A 14,553-nucleotide genomic window follows, 5' to 3' on the forward strand; every position below is an offset into this window, starting at 1 on the left:
CCGGCGGCTTCTGTGGGAGTCGTCGGGTCAGCCCGCTACGCGTACCGCGAGGGCGTCGCCGATCTCATCGGTCGTACGGGCACCGTCGCGCTCCGCCAGGTCGGCGGAGACGGCGTCCTCGATGCGCGCGGCCTCGGCCTCGTAGCCGAGGTGGCGCAGCAGGAGGGCGACGGAGAGGATTGTGGCGGTCGGGTCCGCCTTGCCCTGCCCCGCGATGTCGGGGGCGGAGCCGTGGACCGGCTCGAACATCGACGGGAAGGCGCCCGTCGGGTTGATGTTGCCGGAGGCGGCCAGGCCGATGCCGCCGGAGACGGCCGCGGCGAGGTCGGTGAGGATGTCGCCGAAGAGGTTGTCGGTGACGATGACGTCGAAGCGCTCCGGCTGCGTGACGAAGAAGATCGTCGCGGCGTCGACGTGCAGATAGTCGGTGGTGACCTGCGGGTACTCCGCGGCGACCCGGTCGAAGATGTTCTTCCACAGGTGGCCCGCGTACACCAGGACGTTGTTCTTGTGGACCAGCGTCAGCTTCTTGCGGGGGCGGGCGGCGGCGCGCTCGAAGGCGTCCCGGACGACCCGCTCGACGCCGAGGGCGGTGTTGAGGCTGACCTCGGTGGCGACCTCGTGCTCCGTACCGGTGCGCAGCGAGCCGCCGTTGCCGGTGTACGGGCCCTCGGTGCCCTCGCGGACGACGACGAAGTCGATGTCCGGGCGGCCGGCCAGCGGGGTCTCGGTGTTCGGGAAGAGCTTCGACGGCCGCAGGTTGATGAAGTGGTCGAAGGCGAAGCGCAGCTTCAGCAGCAGCCCCCGCTCCAGGACGCCGGACGGCACCGACGGGTCGCCGATCGCGCCGAGCAGGATGGCGTCGTGCCCCTTGAGGGCGTCGAGCTCCGCGTCCGGAAGGGTCTCACCGGTGCGGTGCCAGCGCCGGGCGCCAAGGTCGTACTCCTTGGTCTCCAGCTTCACATCCTGCGGGAGAACAGCGTTGAGGACCTTGAGGCCCTGGGCCACGACCTCCTGGCCGATACCGTCACCGGGGATCACTGCGAGATTGATGCTGCGAGACATGCTGGCACCCTACTGCTCGTCCCACCCCATGACACATCCCGTCCATCATGCGGACATCGGGGCGGCTGTACGTGTACCGGTCACCCATGCGACCGGGGCCGGGCCGGGCGGGCCGGCGCGTCCCGGTCAGTGGCCGGTGGAGCCGCCGTTGTCCCTGCGGTCGAGGGCGCGCTGCAGCGCGGCGGCGGCGGCCTGCCGCTCCGACTCGGTGGGGCGGTGGGCGTGACGGACACGGCGGCGGGTGGTGGTCTCGGCCATGGTGGATCGACTCCTTGAGATCGCGCGGATTTCGAGATCGAACAGCGTGGGGTGATGTCGAGATCAGTGATTTCGAGGCGCCGGAAGGGGCGGGGAACGACGCGCCGCAGGGGTTGCCTGCGCGGGGCGCGTGCTCTCGACCGCCAGTCGCTGGATCTAGCGAGACGTTCGGCTCCTACAAAGCTAGAACAGCGGAGCCGGTCTGTCTCCACAATTACTCGGACTTCCTACTATCTGAGACGGCGCCCCCGGGCCGGCCCCTGCGCCCGCCCACGTACTCAGGCGGAGTTGAGTACCAGGGCCGTGCCGAAAGAACGTGCGCCGCACGAGAGTTGCAGCCATGAACGGCCTCTACGCTCTCAAGCCCTGGTACGCGGACCGGCTCTCCGGCGTCCGCGCCTCGCTGGTCCGCCGTGAGGTGTCGCCCGACACCCTCACCGCCGCCGGGGTGGCCGCCGCGGCCGGTGCCGCCGCCGCCCTGGCCTGGCTGCCCGCCCCGGCCGCCGCCCTGCCGGTCGCCGTCCTGCTCGCGGCGCGGCTCGCCTTCGCCAACCTGGACGGGGCGCTCGCCCGGGACACCGGCCGCACCACCCGGCGCGGCGCCGTCCTCAACGAGCTGGGCGACCGGGTCGCCGACCTGGTCGTGCTGGCCGGCTTCCTGACGCTCGCCCCGCTCTGGCTGGTCGCGGCGGCGGGTCTCGCGGCCACGCTGCCCTCCTGGGTGTCGCTGGCCGGGGCCGCCGCCGGGGCACCCCGCCGCAACGGGGGTCCGGTCGGCAAGACCGAGCGCTGCCTCCTCGTGGTGATCGCCGCCGCGAGCGGCTGGGCGGTCCCGGTGCTGGCCGTGATCGCCGTCGGGTCCCTGCTCACCGCCGCCCTTCGGCTGGCCGGCCTCTGGCGGGAGCTGGCATGAGCGCCGCACTGATCGCCGAGGAGGCCGCCGCCCGCGCGGTCCCGCTGGTCGCGGGCGTGCTGGGCGCGGGCGGGGTCGCCGTCGCGGCGCTGCCCGCGAAGGTCCGGATGCGCGCCGAGCTGCGCCGGCGCTGGCGGACCTGGGCCGTGGTCGCGCCGGTCTTCCTGGGCGCGTTCTTCCTGGGCGGCGGCGGCACGTACGCGCTGGCGGCCGGTCTCGGTGTGGTCGCGGCCGGCGAGTACGCCCGGATGGCGGGCCTGCGCCGGGGCGACCTGGCCGTGCTCGCGGCGGCCTCGGCCGCGCTCCCGGCCCTCGCCTGGCTCGCCCCGCGCACGCTGGACCTGCGGGCGGCGGCCCTGCTGCTCGTCGCGGCGGCGCTGCCCTCCGTGCTGGGCGGGGACGACCGCACGGGCTTCACCCGCACCGCCCGGACCGCCTTCGGGCTGCTGTGGATACCGGTCGCGCTGACCGGTCTGGTCACGCTCGGGGACACCGCGGTCGCGGTGGGCCTGGCGGTGGCCCTGGGCGACGTCGGCGCCTGGTGCGGCGGTACGGCGCTGGGGCGGCGCGGTCCGCTCGCCCGGCCGCTGTCGCCGCTCTCCCCGAACAAGACGTGGGCGGGGGTGCTGGGCGCGGCCGTCGCCACCGGGGCGCTGCTGCTCGTGCTCGGCGCGTTCACCCCGCCGCTGTGGGCGGCCGTGGTCGGCGGGTGCGTGCTCGGCGACCTCGTCGAGTCGATGGTCAAGCGCGAGTCCGGGGTCAAGGACGCGGGCAGCTGGCTGCCGGGCTTCGGCGGCCTGCTCGACCGGATCGACTCCCTGCTGGTGGCCCTGCTCCTGGCGATGGTGACGACGTGAAGCCTCTGGGAAGCACGCGTGTACGCACCTCCGGTGTCCTCCCGGTCCGCTCCCGGGCCGCCTCCGCCCTGCGGCGCGGCCTGTGGTGGTGCGTGCTCAGCCTCACCGGCGGCATCGAGCGGCGCGGGCGGCTGCCGCGCGGCGGCTGCGTGGTCGTCGCCAACCACACCTCGCACGCGGACACGGCGGCGCTCCTGGCCGCGCTCGACGCCCGGCACGGCCCGGCGATCGGCGCGGCGGCGGACTACTGGTTCGCGTCCCCCTGGCGGCGCCGGATCTGCCGCAGGCTGGCGGCCGGCTTCCCGGTCCGGCGGGCGGGCGGCGGGACGGCGGACCTGCTGGCGATGACCGGCGACCTGCGTGCGGGCCGGGCGGTCGTGCTCTTCCCGGAGGGGACCCGCGCCGAGGACGGCACGCTCGGCTCCTTCCACAAGGGCGCGCTGGTCCTGGCCGAGGAGGCGGGCGTGCCGGTGGTGCCGGTGGGCATCGCGGGCACGGACCGGCTGCTGCCCAAGCACGGCCGGCTGTGCTCGTCCCTGGTCCGGGTGGCGATCGGGGAGCCGCTGCCCTGCGGGGCCACCCCCGAGGAAGCCCGGGACGCGGTGCGCGGACTGCACGACCGGACGGCCGCGGAACCGCTGCGGGACTCCGGGGTGCGCCGGCGGGTGGCCTCGGTCGTCACGTCCCGGGCGGGGCTGCCGCTGGCCTTCTGCTGGGCGTTCGCGGAGGCGCTGAGCTGGCCGCTGATGCCGGAGCTGCTGCTGGCCGCGGTCTGCGTGGCGGTGCCGCGCGCGGCCCTCAGGATGTCGCTGGGGGCGCTGGCCGGGAGCCTGGTGGGCGGGCTGCTCGCGCTGCACATGGCGGCGGCGGGCGCGCATCTGCCGGCGCCGCTGACCACGGACCGGATGCGGGTGGAGGTGCGCGCGGAGCTGGCGGTGGAGGGCGCGTCGGCCGTCCGCCACCAGCCGTGGAACGGCATCCCGTTCAAGGTGTACGGGGCGGAGGCGGGCCGGGCTTCGGTGCCCGCGGCGGACTGGGTGGCCGCTTCGGCGGCGGCGCGGGGCGCGCGGACGCTCACGGTGGGGCTCGCCCTCGGCGCGTCCGGGCTGCTGCTGCGCCGCCACCGCCGGCTGTACGGGCTCTACCTGGCGCTGCTCGGCGGCGGGTTCGCGGTGGGGCTCGGGCTGATCGTGCGCGGGTGGAGCTGAGCCGCGTATGGAAACCGCCCCCCGTCCGGCAGGGGAACCGGACGGGGGGCGGGAATCGGGGCGGGGCGACGGGCGCCCCGGAGGGCGTCAGCCCTGGTGGGGGTAGGTGTACTCGGTCGGCGGGACCAGGGTCTCCTTGATGGCCCGGGTGAGGGTCCAGCGCTGGAGGTTCTGGGGGGCGCCGGCCTTGTCGTTCGTCCCCGAGGCACGGCCGCCGCCGAAGGGCTGCTGGCCGACGACGGCTCCGGTCGACTTGTCGTTGATGTAGAAGTTGCCCGCGGCGTACCGCAGCTTCTCCATCGTGTACGCGGCAGCCGCGCGGTCGTTCGCGATGACGGACCCGGTCAGGGCGTAGTCGGAGACCGACTCCATCTGCTCCAGCATCGCGTCGTACCGGTCGTCCTCGTAGACGTGCACGGCGAGGATCGGGCCGAAGTACTCGGTCGTGAAGACCTCGTTCTCGGGGTCGGTGCACTCGATGACGGTCGGGCGGACGAAGTAGCCCACCGAGTCGTCGTAGGTGCCGCCCGCGACGATCGTGCAGGCCGGGTCGGCGGCGGCGCGGTCGATCGCGGCCTTGTTCTTCGCGAAGGAGCGGTCGTCGATGACGGCGCCCATGAAGTGCGACAGGTCGGTGACGTCGCCCATGGTGATGGAGTCGACCTCGGCCGCGAACGCCTCCTTGAAGCCCGAGTTCCAGATGGAGGCCGGGATGTAGGCGCGCGAGGTCGCCGAGCACTTCTGGCCCTGGTACTCGAAGGCGCCGCGGGTCAGCGCGGTCTTCAGGACGGCCCGGTCGGCCGACGGGTGGGCGACGACGAAGTCCTTGCCGCCGGTCTCGCCGACCAGCCGCGGGTAGGTGCGGTAGTTGGCGATGTTGTTGCCGACGGTCTTCCACAGGTGCTGGAAGGTCGGGGTGGAGCCGGTGAAGTGGATGCCGGCCAGGTCGCGGTGGTTCAGGGCCACCTCGGAGACGGCGATGCCGTCACCGGTCACCAGGTTGATGACGCCCTTGGGCAGACCGGCCTCCTCCAGCAGCTGCATGAGCAGCACGGCGGCGTGGGTCTGCGTCGGGGACGGCTTCCACACGACGACGTTGCCCATGAGGGCGGGCGCGGTCGGCAGGTTGGCGGCGATGGCCGAGAAGTTGAACGGCGTGATCGCGTAGACGAAGCCCTCCAGCGGGCGGTGGTCCATGCGGTTCCACACGCCCGGGGAGTTGGCCGGGGGCTGCTCGGCGAGGATCTGGCGCGCGTAGTGCACGTTGAAGCGCCAGAAGTCGACCAGCTCGCAGGGGCAGTCGATCTCGGCCTGCTGGGCGGTCTTGCCCTGGCCGAGCATGGTGGAGGCGGCCAGCGTCTCGCGCCACGGACCGGACAGCAGTTCGGCGGCGCGCAGGATGATCGCGGCGCGGTCGTCGAAGGACATCGCGCGCCAGGCCGGGGCGGCGGCCAGGGCGGCGTCGATCGCGTCCTGGGCGTCCTGCTCGGTGGCGCCGGCGAAGGTGCCGATGACGGCCTTGTGGTTGTGGGGCTGCACGACGTCGATGCGCTCGCCGCCGCCCATCCGCTTCTCGCCGCCGATGGTCATCGGCAGGTCGATGGGGTTCTGGCTGAGCTCCTTGAGCTTGGCCTCCAGGCGGGCGCGCTCCGGGGAGCCCGGGGCGTAGGAGTGGACCGGCTCGTTGACCGGCGCGGGGACCTGGGTCACAGCGTCCATGGGTTCCGATGCTCCTTCAGTCAGTCGTTGGGAGGGGGGCGGGGGTGCTCAGCCCTTGGTGAGGATGGAGCGGCCGAAGAACAGCAGGTTGGCCGGCTTCTCGGCGAGGCGGCGCATGAAGTACCCGTACCAGTCGGTGCCGTACGCGGTGTAGACGCGCATGCGGTGGCCCTCGGCCGCGAGCCGGATGTGCTCGTCGCTGCGGATGCCGTACAGCATCTGGAACTCGTACTCGTCCAGCTTGCGGCCGGCCTGGCGGCCCAGCTCCTGGGCGATGGCGATCAGGCGGGGGTCGTGGGACCCGATCATCGGGTAGCCCTCGCCCCGCATCAGGATCTTCAGGATGCGGACGTACGCCTTGTCGATCTCGGCCTTGTCCTGGTACGCGACGGAGGCGGGCTCCTTGTAGGCGCCCTTCACGATGCGCACGCGGCTGCCGGCGGCGGCGAGGCGGCGGGCGTCCTCCTCGGTGCGGAAGAGGTACGCCTGGATGACGCAGCCGGTCTGCGGGAAGTCCTTCCGCAGCTCCTCGTGGATGGCGAACATCGAGTCGAGGGTGGTGTGGTCCTCGGCGTCCAGGGTGACCGTGGTGCCGATCGCGGCGGCGGCCTCCACGACCGGGCGCACGTTGGCCAGGGCCAGCTCGTGGCCGCCGTCCAGCGATTGGCCGAACATGGACAGCTTGACGGACATCTCCGCCCGGGTGCCCAGGCCGAGGTCCTTGAGGCGCTCGACGAGCTCCAGGTACGCGTCGCGCGCGGCGGCGGCCTGCTCGGGCGTGGTGATGTCCTCGCCGACGACGTCGAGGGTGACTTCCAGACCCTTGCCGGCGGCGTCCTCGATGACCGGGACGACCTGGTCGACCGTCTCACCGGCGATGAAGCGGTCCACGACCTGCTTGGTGCCGGGCGCGGCCGAGATGAACCGGCGCATCTTGTCGCTTCGCGACGCGGCGAGAATCACGGGACCCAGCACGGGGCACCTCCACGGAAAGTACGAACGAAGCCACACCGCCGTATATGCCGTGTAACGAACATAAGCGGTACAGCACGGAGAACCACCGTGAAATCTAAGGATCGCGCCGATTCCCTGCCATCGACAGCTGCCACACATCCGTGGACTGGATCTCAGACATATGTCTGAAGGGGTGCGAGAATGGCCGGGTGAAGGGCGATTACCAGGAGCTGGTGGACGAGATCTCCGCGCTGCTCGGCGTCCCCGCGACGCTGGAGAACCGGGATTTCGGCCTGGTCGCCTTCGGGGCCCACGACAGCGACGACACCACGGCGATGGACCCGGTCCGCACCCGGTCGATCCTCACCCGCCGCTCCACCCCGGCGGTCCGCGCCTGGTTCGAGAACTTCGGCATCACCCGCGCCACCGGCCCCCTGCGCATCCCGGCCGCCCCCGAGGCCGGCGTCTACCGCGACCGCATCTGCCTGCCGGTACGCCATCGGGGTGTGGTGCTCGGTTACGTATGGCTGCTCGACGCCGACCCGGGGCCGACCGACCGCCAGCTCGACGCGGCGATGGACGTCGCCGCCCGGATCGGCGCGCTGCTGGCCGACGAGGAGCGGGCGGGCACCGACCTGTCCCGGGAGTTCGGCGCGGTGCTGGCCGCCGGGCGCGGCTGGCAGCGTGACATGGCGGTGGCCGCGCTCGCCGAGGCCCTGGGCCCCGACGCGGACGGGCTGCACACCGTGGTGTGCGTGGCCCCGTGGCCGGACGGCGCGCCCGCCGTGCGCACCGTCCCCTCGGCGGCGGCGTTGACCGGGGCCTCGCTGCCGGGCCGGTCCGGGCCGCCCGCGCTGGCGGCGCTGATCCGGCTGCGGTCGCCGGAGGTCCTGGACCCGGCGCTCACCGCGGCCGGCCGGCTGCGCGCCACCGCCGGGGAGACGGCCACCGCCGGGATCGCGGTCCCGCGCCGGGGCCTCACGGAGCTGGCGGACGCCTGGCAGGAGGCGTCCGCGGCGGCCCGGGCCGCGGCGGCGGAGACCCGGTTCGGCCCGGTCGCCGACTGGACGGCCATCGGCCCGTACCGCACGCTGACCGCGCTCGCCCCGGACGGCCTGCCCGACCCGGCCGTGCGTCCCCTGCTGACCCCGGCGCAGCGGGACCTGGCCCGGACCGCGGAGGTGTTCCTGGACTGCGCGGGCCAGGCGTCCCGGACCGCGGCCGAGCTGGGCATCCACCGTCAGACGCTGTACTACCGCCTCTCCCGCGTCCAGCAGCTCACCGGCCTCGACCTGAACGACGGCGAGGACCGGCTGCTGCTGCACATGGCCCTGAAGGCGGCCCGGCTCTGAGGCTCAGTTCGCGGGGCCGCGCCCTTCCAGGACGACCTTCAGGCCGTCCGTCAGGTCCTGGGCGGACGGCGCCGAATCGGGGTCCATCAGCCACTGGACCATGACCCCGGCCAGCAGGGCCTGGATGAAGAGGCCGGCGACGCGGGCGCGCTCGGGGTCGGTCTCCGGGTCGATGCCCATCATGCCCTCGGCGAGTCCGTCGCGTCCGGCACGCTGCGGTCCGATGAGGGCCTTGCGCAGCTCGGGGTCGGAGTCGATCCGGGAGATGACCTCCATCTGGAGCTGCCAGACGGCCCGGGTCTGCTCATAGGTCCCGATCACCCGCTCCCAGGTCTCGCGGAACTGGTCGAGCGGTGGGGCGGGGACCTCCGGCGCCGCCGCCCCCTCGGAGCCCTCCCCGTCCGGGGCGAATCGTTCGCCCCACTCCTCGGTCAGCTTGATGAAGGCGAGGTTGAGCAGCGCGTCCTTCGAGCCGTAGTGGTAGCCGATGGAGGCGAGGTTCGTGCCGGACGCGGCCACGATGTCGCGCGCCGTGGTGCGCGCGTACCCCTTCTCCAGCAGGCAGCGCTTGGCGCCTTCGAGCAGATCCTCACGATGTCCCATGACAGCAGCGTACCCGGCATGCAGACGCGTGTGTAAGACGCGCGTCTACATACCGGGTACGGGTGGGACTCGTGCGGTGCGCGAGGTCAGTCGGTGAGGTTCACCGAGCGGGCCGAGGCGGCGCCGATCTCCGAGGAGATCTCGGTCAGCACGGCCGCCGGGACGTCGTCGTCCACGGTGAGGACGACCAGCGCCTCGCCGCCCACGTCGGCGCGGGAGACCTGCATGCCCGCGATGTTGAGACCGGCCTCGCCGAGGATGCGGCCGACCGTGCCGACGACGCCGGGGCGGTCCTCGTAGCGGAGCACGATCATGTGGTCGGCGAGCGCCAGGTCCACGTCGTGCTCACCGATCGCGACGATCTTCTGGAGATGCTTGGGGCCGGCCAGCGTGCCGGAGACCGCGACCTCCTGGCCGTCGGCCAGGGTGCCCCGGACGGTGACGACGTTGCGGTGCTCGGCCGACTCGGAGCTGGTGGTGAGGCGCACCTCGACGCCGCGCTCCTGGGCGAACAGCGGGGCGTTCACATACGACACCGTCTCGTCCACGACGTCCTCGAACACGCCCTTGAGCGCGGAGAGTTCGAGCACCTTGACGTCGTGCTGGGTGATCTCGCCGTAGACCTCGACGTCGAGGCGGGCGGCGACCTCGCCGGCCAGCGCGGTGAAGATCCGGCCCAGCTTCTCGGCGAGCGGCAGGCCGGGGCGCACGTCCTCGGCGATGACGCCGCCCTGGACGTTGACCGCGTCCGGGACCAGCTCACCGGCGAGCGCCAGGCGCACGGACTTGGCGACCGCGATGCCCGCCTTCTCCTGGGCCTCGTCGGTGGAGGCGCCGAGGTGCGGGGTGCAGACGACCTGGTCGAACTGGAAGAGCGGGGAGTCCGTGCAGGGCTCCTTCGCGTACACGTCGAGGCCGGCGCCGGCGACGCGGCCCTCCTTGAGCGCGGAGGCCAGCGCCTCCTCGTCCACGATCCCGCCGCGCGCGGCGTTGACGATGCGCACGGTGGGCTTCACCTTGTGCAGCGCCTCGTCACCGATCAGGCCCAGCGTCTCCGGAGTCTTCGGGAGGTGCACGGTGATGAAGTCGGAGACCTCGAGGAGCTCGTCCAGCGAGAGGAGCTTGACGCCCATCTGCGCGGCGCGCGCGGGCTGCACGTAGGGGTCGTAGGCGACGATCTTCATGCCGAAGGCGGACATGCGCTGCGCGACCAGGACGCCGATGCGGCCGAGGCCGACGACGCCGAGGGTCTTCTCGCTCAGCTCCACGCCGGTGTACTTCGAGCGCTTCCACTCGCCGTTCTTCAGGGCGGTGTTGGCCTGCGGGATGTGGCGCGCGGTGGCCACGAGCAGACCGCAGGCCAGCTCGGCGGCGGTGACGATGTTGGAGGTCGGGGCGTTCACGACCATCACGCCGGCCTTGGTGGCGGCGGAGACGTCGACGTTGTCCAGACCGACGCCCGCGCGGGCGACGACCTTCAGCTTGTTCGCGGCGGCGATGGCCTCGGCGTCGACCTTGGTGGCGGAGCGCACCAGGATGGCGTCGACATCGGCGATGGCGGGGATCAGCTCGGCGCGGTCCGCGCCGTTGCAGTGCCGGATCTCGAAGTCCGGGCCCAGGGCGTCCACCGTGGCGGGCGACAGCTCTTCAGCGATGAGTACGACAGGTTTCGAGCTCACGTGAGTCCTCACAGATCCAGTGCGGACGGCCGTCCCGACGGCCGCAGGCGTGGAGGGGCTTGCCGCGTGGAAGACGCACGACACTGTGGGCCTGACGCGTGTATGTGGAGCAGTGTAGTCATGCGCGAGACCCCGATCAGCGCCCCTTCGGAAGGATCACCCGCACGAGTGCGTGGGCCCCGGGGGCGGGGGTGACCCGCCCCCGGGGCCCGGGCCTTACGCGTCCTCGTCGTTGACCCAGCTCATGAGCTTGCGCAGCTCGCGGCCGGTGGTCTCCAGCAGGTGGTCGCCGTCGGCCTTCTTGTACTCGTTGTACTTGGGCAGACCGTTGTGGTACTCGGCCATCCAGTTCTTGGCGAAGGTGCCGTCCTGGATCTCGGCGAGCACCTTCTTCATCTCGGCCTTGGTGGCGTCCGTGATGATGCGCGGGCCGGTGACGTAGTCGCCCCACTCGGCGGTCTCCGAGATGGACCAGCGCATCTTCTCCAGGCCGCCCTCGTACATGAGGTCCACGATGAGCTTCAGCTCGTGCAGGCACTCGAAGTAGGCGATCTCCGGCTGGTAACCGGCCTCGGTCAGGGTCTCGAAACCGGCCTTGACCAGGGCGGCGGTGCCACCGCAGAGGACGGCCTGCTCGCCGAAGAGGTCGGTCTCGGTCTCCTCGGTGAAGGTCGTCTTGATGACGCCGGCGCGGGTGCCGCCGATGCCCTTGGCGTACGACAGGGCGAGCGCCAGGCCGTTGCCCGTCGCGTCCTGCTCGACGGCCACGATGCACGGGACGCCGCGGCCCTCCTCGTACTGGCGGCGGACCAGGTGGCCCGGGCCCTTGGGGGCGACCATGCAGACGTCGACGTCGGCCGGCGGCTTGATGAAGTCGAAGCGGATGTTCAGGCCGTGGCCGAAGAACAGCGCGTCGCCCTTCTTCAGGTTGTCCTTGATGGACTCCTCGTAGACCTGGGCCTGGATCGGGTCCGGGACGAGGATCATGATGACGTCGGCCTCGGCGGCGGCCTCGGAGGGGGTCACCACGCGCAGGCCCTGCTCCTCGGCCTTGGCCTTGGACTTGGAACCCTCGTGCAGACCGACACGGACGTCGACACCCGAGTCACGCAGCGACAGCGCGTGGGCGTGGCCCTGGCTGCCGTAGCCGATGACCGCGACCTTGCGGCCCTGGATGATGGACAGGTCGGCATCGTCGTCGTAGAACAGCTCGGCCACTGGGTCTTCTCCTTGGTGTGCAGGTGTTGCGTCCCACCGTACGGCGGGGTGCGTCAGATACGTTTTCGGGTCTCGCCATGCGAGCGGTGTCGGCAGGACGGCGGGTCCCGGGGGTTTTACGCCGTGCGGTCGAGGGCGCGCAGGGACCGGTCGGTGATCGAGCGCGCGCCGCGCCCTATGGCGATGGTGCCGGACTGGACGAGCTCCTTGATGCCGTACTGCTCCAGCATCTTGAGCATCGCCTCCAGCTTGTCGGCGCCGCCGGTCGCCTCGATCGTGACGGCCTCGGGCGAGACGTCGACGGTCTTGGCGCGGAACAGCTGGACGATCTCGACGATCTGGGAGCGGGTCTCGTTGTCGGCGCGGACCTTCACCAGGACGAGCTCGCGCTGGATCGCAGCGGACGGCTCGAGTTCGACGATCTTGAGGACGTTGACCAGCTTGTTGAGCTGCTTGGTGACCTGCTCCAGCGGCAGGTCCTCGACATTCACGACGATGGTGATGCGGGAGATGTCGGGGTGTTCGGTGGTGCCGACCGCGAGCGAGTCGATGTTGAAGCCGCGGCGGGAGAACAGGGCGGTGATCCGGGCCAGGACACCGGGCTTGTTCTCGACCAGGACGGAGAGCGTGTGCTTGGTGGACATGGAAGTCGGTCTCTCTCTGTCTCTCAGTCGTCTTCGTTGTCGCCGAAGTCGGGGCGGACGCCCCGGGCGGCCATGACCTCGTCGTTGGAGGTGCCGGCGGCGACCATCGGCCACACCATGGCGTCCTCGTGGACGATGAAGTCGATGACGACCGGGCGGTCGTTGATCGCGTTCGCCTCGGCGATGACCTTGTCCAGGTCGGCCGGGTCCTCGCAGCGGATCGCGTAGCAGCCCATGGCCTCGGAGAGCTTCACGAAGTCCGGGACGCGGGTGCCCTTGTTGGGCGGGGTCTCGCCGTCCGGGCCCGCGTGCAGCACGGTGTTGGAGTACCGCTGGTTGTAGAACAGGGTCTGCCACTGGCGGACCATCCCGAGCGCGCCGTTGTTGATGATGGCGATCTTGACCGGGATGTTGTTCAGGGCGCAGGTGGTCAGCTCCTGATTGGTCATCTGGAAGCAGCCGTCGCCGTCGATCGCCCAGACCGTGCGGTCGGGCATGCCGGCCTTGGCGCCCATCGCGGCGGGGACCGCGTAGCCCATGGTCCCGGCGCCGCCGGAGTTGAGCCAGGTGGCGGGCTGCTCGTACTGGATGAAGTGCGAGGCCCACATCTGGTGCTGGCCGACGCCCGCGGCGAAGATCGTGTCCGGCGGGGCGAGCTCGCCGATGCGCTGGATGACCTGCTGCGGGGAGAGGCTGCCGTCCTCGGGGAGGTCGTAGCCGAGCGGGTAGGTCTCGCGCCAGCGGTTGAGGTCCTTCCACCAGGCGCTGTAGTCCCCGGTGTTGCCCTCGGTGTGCTCGGCCTGGACGGCCTGGACCAGGTCGGCGATGACCTCGCGGGCGTCGCCCACGATCGGGACGTCGGCCGCGCGGTTCTTGCCGATCTCCGCCGGGTCGATGTCGGCGTGGACGACCTTGGCGTACGGGGCGAAGCTGTCGAGCTTGCCGGTCACGCGGTCGTCGAAGCGGGCGCCGAGGGCGACGATCAGGTCGGCCTTCTGGAGCGCGGTGACGGCGGTGACCGCACCGTGCATACCGGGCATCCCCACGTGCAGCGGGTGGCTGTCGGGGAAGGAGCCGAGCGCCATCAGGGTGGTGGTGACGGGCGCTCCGGTCAGCTCGGCCAGCACCTTGAGTTCGGCGGTGGCCCCGGCCTTGATCACGCCGCCGCCCACGTAGAGCACCGGGCGCTTGGCCTGAGTGATGAGCTTGGCGGCCTCGCGGATCTGCTTGGCGTGCGGCTTGGTCACCGGGCGGTAGCCGGGCAGGTCCATGACCGGCGGCCAGCTGAAGGCGGTCTTCGCCTGGAGCGCGTCCTTGGCGATGTCGACCAGGACCGGGCCCGGGCGGCCGGTGGAGGCGATGTGGAACGCCTCGGCGATCGTGTGCGCGATGTCCTCGGCGCGGGTGACCAGGAAGTTGTGCTTCGTGATCGGCATGGTGATGCCGCAGATGTCGGCTTCCTGGAAGGCGTCCGTACCGATGGCGCCGGAGGCCACCTGACCGGTGATCGCGACCATCGGCACGGAGTCCATGGCCGCGTCGGCGATCGGGGTGACGAGGTTGGTGGCGCCGGGACCCGAGGTGACCATGCAGACCCCGACCTTGCCGGTGGCCTGCGCGTAACCGGTGGCCGCGTGACCCGCGCCCTGCTCGTGCCGGACCAGGATGTGACGGACGCGGGTGGAGTCCATCAGCGGGTCGTAGGCCGGGAGAATGCAGCCGCCGGGGAGGCCGAATACGGTGTCGGCGCCGACTTCCTCGAGAGAACGGATCAGGGACTGCGCGCCCGTGAGGTGCTCAACGGTGGCGGAGGGCGATCCGCCGCTACGGGCCCGCGGCTGGGGATGGTGGGCCCCGGTGGCCTGCTCGGTCATCGGCATTCTCTTCTCGAAGCTGAGGTTTGAAGCTGAGGTTTCTTGCGAGTGTTTTACGACGTTTTGCCTGGTCCGGTGCAACAAAAAACCCCTCGTGCCGTGAGGCAAGCGAGGGGAGCGCGCCGGTGCGGTCCGCAGAGTGTCATGGAGGGACTCTGCTTCAGCCGACGCGCTTTCCAAGTACGAGAATTCGGGTGCGCATGGCAATG

General features: G+C 71.7%; 13 protein-coding genes. 4 read left to right on the forward strand and 9 right to left on the reverse strand.

The features are described from left to right. Positions 1-27 precede the first annotated feature (27 nt). Both ACFUJY_RS20600 and ACFUJY_RS20605 read right to left on the reverse strand, forming a co-directional pair. Positions 28-1,065: a 3-isopropylmalate dehydrogenase gene (locus tag ACFUJY_RS20600; RefSeq protein ID WP_383301473.1), complete on the reverse strand. Its 1,038-nt coding sequence runs from the start codon at positions 1,063-1,065 to the stop codon at positions 28-30. A 126-nt stretch (positions 1,066-1,191) separates the two neighbouring features. After that, the gene (locus ACFUJY_RS20605; protein ID WP_018102494.1) at positions 1,192-1,323 is read right to left on the reverse strand and encodes a hypothetical protein; all 132 of its coding nucleotides are present in this window, start codon (positions 1,321-1,323) and stop codon (positions 1,192-1,194) included. Positions 1,324-1,663: 340 nt separating this feature from the next. Here ACFUJY_RS20605 and ACFUJY_RS20610 point away from each other — a divergent pair, with 340 nt between their 5' ends. Genes ACFUJY_RS20610 through ACFUJY_RS20620 form a run of 3 tightly spaced genes read left to right on the forward strand, consistent with a single transcriptional unit; the run spans position 1,664 to position 4,301 of the window. Continuing rightward, a complete protein-coding gene (locus ACFUJY_RS20610) occupies positions 1,664-2,236 on the forward strand; it encodes a CDP-alcohol phosphatidyltransferase family protein (RefSeq protein ID WP_383301476.1) in 573 nt (190 codons plus the stop codon). Further along, positions 2,233-3,093 (forward strand): phosphatidate cytidylyltransferase, encoded by an 861-nt coding sequence (locus ACFUJY_RS20615; protein ID WP_383301479.1) that lies wholly within the window; start codon positions 2,233-2,235, stop codon positions 3,091-3,093. The genes ACFUJY_RS20610 and ACFUJY_RS20615 overlap by 4 nt, the downstream gene beginning before the upstream one ends. Continuing rightward, on the forward strand, positions 3,090-4,301 hold the full coding sequence (locus tag ACFUJY_RS20620) for a lysophospholipid acyltransferase family protein (RefSeq protein ID WP_383301482.1): 1,212 nt from the start codon (positions 3,090-3,092) through the stop codon (positions 4,299-4,301). The genes ACFUJY_RS20615 and ACFUJY_RS20620 overlap by 4 nt, the downstream gene beginning before the upstream one ends. Before the next feature lie 87 nt (positions 4,302-4,388). Here the strand turns inward: ACFUJY_RS20620 and pruA are convergent, their stop codons facing one another. Together pruA and ACFUJY_RS20630 are read right to left on the reverse strand one after the other, a co-directional pair. Next, positions 4,389-6,020: an L-glutamate gamma-semialdehyde dehydrogenase gene (gene pruA / locus ACFUJY_RS20625; RefSeq protein WP_383301485.1), complete on the reverse strand. Its 1,632-nt coding sequence runs from the start codon at positions 6,018-6,020 to the stop codon at positions 4,389-4,391. Between the two features lie 48 nt (positions 6,021-6,068). Then, positions 6,069-6,995, reverse strand: coding sequence for a proline dehydrogenase family protein (locus ACFUJY_RS20630; protein WP_383301488.1), 927 nt, complete (start codon positions 6,993-6,995; stop codon positions 6,069-6,071). A gap of 188 nt (positions 6,996-7,183) precedes the next feature. On the opposite strand from ACFUJY_RS20630, the gene ACFUJY_RS20635 reads away from it, so the two are divergent. After that, positions 7,184-8,326, forward strand: a complete 1,143-nt coding sequence (locus tag ACFUJY_RS20635; RefSeq protein WP_383301490.1) for a PucR family transcriptional regulator — start codon at positions 7,184-7,186, stop codon at positions 8,324-8,326. 3 nt (positions 8,327-8,329) lie between these two features. Here ACFUJY_RS20635 and ACFUJY_RS20640 read toward each other — a convergent pair whose 3' ends face one another. The 5 genes from ACFUJY_RS20640 to ACFUJY_RS20660 all read right to left on the reverse strand — a co-directional run bounded on the left by ACFUJY_RS20640 (position 8,330) and on the right by ACFUJY_RS20660 (position 14,350). Next, positions 8,330-8,929 (reverse strand): TetR/AcrR family transcriptional regulator, encoded by a 600-nt coding sequence (locus ACFUJY_RS20640; RefSeq protein WP_383301493.1) that lies wholly within the window; start codon positions 8,927-8,929, stop codon positions 8,330-8,332. A gap of 86 nt (positions 8,930-9,015) precedes the next feature. Further along, the gene (gene serA, locus ACFUJY_RS20645) at positions 9,016-10,608 is read right to left on the reverse strand and encodes a phosphoglycerate dehydrogenase (RefSeq protein ID WP_383301496.1); all 1,593 of its coding nucleotides are present in this window, start codon (positions 10,606-10,608) and stop codon (positions 9,016-9,018) included. 216 nt (positions 10,609-10,824) lie between these two features. Next, positions 10,825-11,826, reverse strand: a complete 1,002-nt coding sequence (gene ilvC / locus ACFUJY_RS20650) for a ketol-acid reductoisomerase (protein ID WP_164637845.1) — start codon at positions 11,824-11,826, stop codon at positions 10,825-10,827. A 116-nt stretch (positions 11,827-11,942) separates the two neighbouring features. Next, complete coding sequence (ilvN, locus tag ACFUJY_RS20655; RefSeq protein WP_018553223.1) at positions 11,943-12,470, reverse strand: acetolactate synthase small subunit; 528 nt, start codon at positions 12,468-12,470, stop codon at positions 11,943-11,945. Positions 12,471-12,493: 23 nt separating this feature from the next. Then, positions 12,494-14,350, reverse strand: coding sequence for an acetolactate synthase large subunit (locus ACFUJY_RS20660; protein ID WP_383301500.1), 1,857 nt, complete (start codon positions 14,348-14,350; stop codon positions 12,494-12,496). Between the last annotated feature and the right edge of the window lie 203 nt (positions 14,351-14,553).

Source organism: Streptomyces sp. NPDC057249 (assembly GCF_042669245.1).
Classification (GTDB): domain Bacteria; phylum Actinomycetota; class Actinomycetes; order Streptomycetales; family Streptomycetaceae; genus Streptomyces.